The following is a 4772-nucleotide window of genomic DNA, read 5'->3' as shown; positions in this document are numbered from 1 at the left end:
CCCCCCCCACTACCACGGGCATTCGCCGCTACAATTGCCGCCGCACTCCGGCATGAAGATCCCTGCCCCTTGAACACCCCTGCATTGCTGGCCGCCAGCGGCCTGAGCTTCTCCCGCAATGACGAGCCCGTGTTCGGCCCGCTGGATTTCCACGTGGACGCCGGCGAAGCCCTGCTGGTGCAGGGCGGCAATGGCGCCGGCAAGACCACCCTGCTGCGCGTGCTGGCCGGCCTGGCCCGGCCCGGCGCGGGCCAGGTGCGGATCGACGGCAAGCCGGCCAGCACTGCCGAGCGCGCTCGCTACGTCGCCTACCTCAGCCATCTGCCGGCCTTGAAGCCGGATCTGGATACGCTGGAGAACCTGCACTTCCTGTGTGGCCTGCACGGCCGCCGTGCACGGCAGATGCCCGGCAACGCGCTGGCCATCGTCGGCCTGGCCGGCTACGAGGACACCTTGGTCCGTCACCTGTCCGCCGGGCAGAAGCGGCGGTTGGCGCTGGCGCGCATCTGGCTGTCGCCCGCACCGCTGTGGCTGCTCGACGAACCCTACGCCAACCTCGACCTGGAGGGCATCACCCTGGTCAACCGGATGATCTCGGCGCATCTGCGCGCCGGGGGCGCGGCGCTGGTCACCACCCATGGCGCCTATGCGGCCCCGCCGGTACGCACCCGCCAGCTCGACCTCGGCGGTGCCGCATGATCGCGCCGGGCACCGAACCGGGCCTGTGGCAGACCGCGGGCGCCCTGCTCAAGCGCGACCTGCGCCTGCTCTGGCGCCGTCGCGGCGATGCACTGCAGCCGCTGCTGTTTGCCGTGCTGGTGGTGGTGTTGTTCGCATTGGCCCAGGGCCGCGAGCCGCAGCTGCTGGCCGCCACCGCCGGTGCGGTGCTGTGGCTGGCGGTGCTGCTGGCCGGCCAGCTGTCGCTGGATTCGCTGTTCCGTTCCGATGCCGAAGACGGCTCGCTGGAGCAATGGCTGCTGGCGCCGGTACCGTTGGCGTGGCTGGTGCTGGTGCGCGTGCTGCTGCACTGGGCGACCACCGCGCTGCCGTTGATCGTGGTCAGCCCGTTGCTGGCGGAAATGCTGCATCTGCCGCATGACCAGCTGCCGATGTTGCTGGCATCGTTGCTGCTGGGAACGCCGTTGCTGAGCCTGATCGGTGGCGTGGTCGCCGCGCTGACCGTAGGCATCCGACGCTCTGGTATTCTCGTGGCGTTGCTGTCGTTGCCGCTGTACGTGCCGGTGCTGGTGTTCGGCGCAGGCAGCCTGGCGGCAGCCGGACGCGGACAGGATCCGGTCGGTGCGCTGCTGATGCTGGGCGCCGGCCTGCTGGTCGCGCTGGTGCTGGCTCCGCTGGCCACCGCCGCTGCAATACGCATTTCTCTGAGTTGACCGAGCTGAGAGCCAATCCACCCCTGCTGGATAGCCGCCACGCATGAATCCGATTGTCCGCTGGTTCCACCAACTCGGTTCGCCCCCCACGTTCGACCGATTCGCTGCCCGCTGGTCGCGGGTGTTCTATCTCGCCGCGGTGCCGGTGCTGCTGGTCGGCATGTGGCAGGCACTGCTGGTGGTGCCACCGGAAGCCAAGCAGCTGGACAGCTTCCGCATCCTCTACATCCATGTGCCCAGTGCCTGGATGAGCCTGTTCGTATTCGCGCTGATGGCGCTGTATGCCGCTATTGCCCTGATCTGGCGGATCAAGGTCTGCGAGATCCTGGCCATGGCCTGCGCACCGATGGGTGCCGGCTTCACCCTGATCACCCTGCTGACCGGCAGCATCTGGGGCAAGGGCACCTGGGGCACCTGGTGGGACTGGGACCCGCGCATGACCAGTGAGCTGGTGCTGCTGTTCCTGTACCTGGGCGTGATCGGCCTGTACCACGCCATCGAGGATCGCCGCAGCGCCGCGCGCGCGGCCGGCCTGCTGGCCATCGTCGGCGTCAGCCTGCTGCCGGTGATCCGCTATTCAGTGGACTGGTGGGGTGGCCTGCACCAGCGCCAGTCGATCAACGTGTTTGGTGAATCGGCGATCAGCAGCGCGATGATCGCGCCGCTGTGGTGGATGGTGATCGGCACCAAGTTCTGGTTCGCCGGTTCGGTACTGGCCAAGGCGCGCGCCGACAACCTCGACCGCGAGGCCGGCAAGGCCTGGGTCGGCGGTCGAGTCGATGCCTCGCGCCCGGCCCGGGAGGCCCAGCCATGACCCACCTGCCCTATGTGATCGGCGCCTACGCCGTGTTCGTGCTGGTACTTGGCGCCGACGCCATCGGCTCGTGGCTGCGCCTGCGCGTGGCGCGCCGCTTGGCCCTGGCCCGGCAGCAGCGCCAGCAGACCCGTGCCGGCCGGCAGGACGCGGCCGCGCCGCTGTCGACGGAGCTGGAACGATGACCCCGGTTCAGCGTCGCCGCCTGGCCTGGGTGCTGTTGGCCCTGCTCGCCTCCGGCCTGGCCACCGCACTGGTGGCGATGGCGCTGGAGCGCAACATCGCCTACCTGTACACGCCCGCCGAAGTACTGCGCGGCGATGTCGATGCGCAGTCGCGCTTCCGCCTCGGCGGGATGGTGGTGAAGGGCTCCTTCAACCGCCCGGTCGGCTCGCTGGAGGCGCGCTTCGAAGTGACCGACGGCGATGCACAGCTGCCGGTGACCACCTCGCGGATCCTGCCGGACATGTTTGCCGAAGGCACCGCCGTGGTCGCCAGCGGCCGGCTTCAGGATGGGATTTTCGTCGCCGATGAAGTGCTGGCCAAGCACGATGAGAAGTACGTGCCGAAGGAAGTGGCCGACAAGATGGGCGATGCCCATCGCAAGCACGACGTGCCGGTGACGGCACCCGAGGTGCGCTGAGTGCTGCCCGAACTGGGTCAGATCCTGCTGTTGTGCGCGTTGCTGGCCTCGCTGCTGCAGGCTGGCCTGCCGCTGGTGGGCGCGCATCGCAACAACCCGGCCTGGATGGCGGTGGCGCGACCGGCCGCCTTTGCCCAGCTGATGCTGGTCGCCGGCGCGTTCGCCGTGCTCACCGCCGCATTCGTGCAGCAGGATTTCTCGGTGCGCTACGTGGCCGAGAACTCCAATTCGCTGCTGCCGATGATCTACCGCTATTCGGCGGTGTGGGGTGCGCACGAAGGCTCGCTGCTGATGTGGGCGCTGGTACTGGCGCTGTGGACCGGCGCGGTAGCGCTGTTCTCGCGGCACCTGCCGGCACCGGTGCAGGCGCGCGTACTGGCGGTGATGGGTGTGGTCAGCGTCGGCTTCCTCGCCTTCCTGATCTTCACCTCCAACCCGTTCCTACGCCTGAATCCGGCGCCACTGGAAGGCCGCGACCTCAATCCACTGCTGCAGGACCCGGGGCTGATCATCCACCCGCCGATGCTGTACCTGGGCTACGTTGGCTTCGCGGTGCCGTTCGCGTTCGCGGTGGCGGCGCTGCTGGAAGGCCGCGTCGACGCGCGCTGGCTGCGCTGGACGCGGCCCTGGACCAACGTCGCCTGGGGCTTCCTGACCCTGGGCATCGCGCTCGGCAGCTGGTGGGCCTACTACGAGCTGGGCTGGGGCGGCTGGTGGTTCTGGGACCCGGTGGAGAACGCCAGCTTCATGCCGTGGCTGGTCGGTGCGGCACTGATCCACTCGCAGGCGGTCACCGAAAAGCGCGGTACCTTCGGCAGCTGGACCCTGCTGCTGGCGATCGCCGCCTTCGCGCTGTCGCTGCTGGGTACGTTCCTGGTGCGCTCCGGCGTGCTGACCAGCGTGCATTCGTTCGCCGCCGATCCCTCGCGCGGCCTGTTCATCCTGGTGTTCCTGTCGGTGCTGGTCGGTGGCAGCCTGCTGCTGTATGCGCTGCGCGCCAGCCAGCTGAGCGTGGACGCCGACGATCCGCGTCGCGGCTTCACCGCCACCTCGCGCGAAACCCTGCTGCTGGCCAACAACCTGCTGCTGGCCACCGCCTGCGCGATGGTGCTGCTGGGCACGCTGTACCCGCTGCTGGCCGATGCAATGTCGCTGGGCAAGATCTCGGTCGGCCCGCCCTACTTCGGCAGCCTGTTCCTGCTGCTGATGGCACCGATGATCCTGCTGCTGCCGTTCGGCCCACTGGTGAAGTGGCAGCGCGACCAGCCCTCGCGTGCCTTCGCGCTGCTGGCACCGTGGCTGGCACTGGCCATCGTGCTCGGCGCGCTGGCCTGGTGGCAGGCGCCGCAGAATGGCTGGAAGGCCGGCCTCGGCGTGGCCGCAGCGGCCTGGGTCGGGTTCGGTACCGCGCGTTTTGTCTGGCAGCGGCTGCGCGGCAACGGCCGCTTCACCGCCGAGATGCTCGGCATGATCGTCGCCCACGCCGGCATCGCGTTGTTCCTGGCTGGCGCCTTGCTGGTGGAAGCGCTGAATGTGCAGCGTGAAGTGGCGCTGGCACCGGGCCAGCAGCTGGTGGTCGGCCGCCATGAAGTGCGCTTCGAAGGCGTGGACCATCGCGAAGGCCCCAATTTCATCGCCGACCGCGGCCATCTGCGGGTGTTCCGCAACGGCCGCGAGCTGGCGCTGCTGCATCCGGAGAAGCGCCAGTACGTCAGCGGTGGCCAGGTGATGACCGAGGCTGGCATCGACGCACGCTTCGACGGTGATGTCTACGTGGCATTGGGCGAGCCGCTGGGCAACAATGCATGGGCGGTACGGGTACACATCAAGCCGTTCGTGCGCTGGATCTGGCTGGGCGCGCTGCTGATGGCCCTGGGCGGATTCATCACCGCCGCCGACCGCCGTTTCCGTCGTCCGTAGGAGT

At 68.8% G+C, this 4772-nt stretch carries 6 protein-coding genes; all 6 read left to right on the top strand.

Translation table 11 applies throughout. From position 1 onward, the window contains the following. Nucleotides 1-69: 69 nt before the first annotated feature. Genes ccmA through QRO93_RS21085 form a run of 6 tightly spaced genes read left to right on the top strand, consistent with a single transcriptional unit; the run spans nucleotide 70 to nucleotide 4768 of the window. The gene (gene ccmA, locus QRO93_RS21110) at nucleotides 70-699 is read left to right on the top strand and encodes a heme ABC exporter ATP-binding protein CcmA (RefSeq protein ID WP_049456031.1); all 630 of its coding nucleotides are present in this window, start codon (nucleotides 70-72) and stop codon (nucleotides 697-699) included. Then, on the top strand, nucleotides 696-1391 hold the full coding sequence (gene ccmB / locus QRO93_RS21105; RefSeq protein ID WP_006456616.1) for a heme exporter protein CcmB: 696 nt from the start codon (nucleotides 696-698) through the stop codon (nucleotides 1389-1391). Before ccmA ends, ccmB begins: the two co-directional genes overlap by 4 nt. 43 nt (nucleotides 1392-1434) lie before the next feature. Then, complete coding sequence (gene ccmC / locus QRO93_RS21100) at nucleotides 1435-2205, top strand: heme ABC transporter permease CcmC (protein WP_180881060.1); 771 nt, start codon at nucleotides 1435-1437, stop codon at nucleotides 2203-2205. Further along, complete coding sequence (gene ccmD, locus QRO93_RS21095; protein WP_005410342.1) at nucleotides 2202-2390, top strand: heme exporter protein CcmD; 189 nt, start codon at nucleotides 2202-2204, stop codon at nucleotides 2388-2390. Before ccmC ends, ccmD begins: the two co-directional genes overlap by 4 nt. After that, the gene (gene ccmE, locus QRO93_RS21090) at nucleotides 2387-2848 is read left to right on the top strand and encodes a cytochrome c maturation protein CcmE (RefSeq protein ID WP_049456029.1); all 462 of its coding nucleotides are present in this window, start codon (nucleotides 2387-2389) and stop codon (nucleotides 2846-2848) included. The genes ccmD and ccmE overlap by 4 nt, the downstream gene beginning before the upstream one ends. After that, a complete protein-coding gene (locus tag QRO93_RS21085) occupies nucleotides 2849-4768 on the top strand; it encodes a heme lyase CcmF/NrfE family subunit (protein ID WP_180881062.1) in 1920 nt (639 codons plus the stop codon). The last annotated feature ends 4 nt before the right edge of the window (nucleotides 4769-4772 follow it).

Source organism: Stenotrophomonas maltophilia group sp. Smal17 (assembly GCF_030237045.1).
GTDB classification, from domain to species: domain Bacteria; phylum Pseudomonadota; class Gammaproteobacteria; order Xanthomonadales; family Xanthomonadaceae; genus Stenotrophomonas; species Stenotrophomonas forensis.
The sequence above is the reverse complement of the archived record's forward strand: the minus strand, read 5'-3'. Positions and strand labels throughout refer to the sequence as shown.

What these genes read in the sequence shown, in the direction of transcription:
- ccmB (WP_006456616.1), top strand. Translation starts at nt 696, where the DNA reads ATGATCGCGCCGGGCACCGAACCGGGCCTGTGGCAGACCGCGGGCGCC.
- ccmC (WP_180881060.1), top strand. Translation starts at nt 1,435, where the DNA reads ATGAATCCGATTGTCCGCTGGTTCCACCAACTCGGTTCGCCCCCCACG.
- ccmD (WP_005410342.1), top strand. Translation starts at nt 2,202, where the DNA reads ATGACCCACCTGCCCTATGTGATCGGCGCCTACGCCGTGTTCGTGCTG.
- ccmE (WP_049456029.1), top strand. Translation starts at nt 2,387, where the DNA reads ATGACCCCGGTTCAGCGTCGCCGCCTGGCCTGGGTGCTGTTGGCCCTG.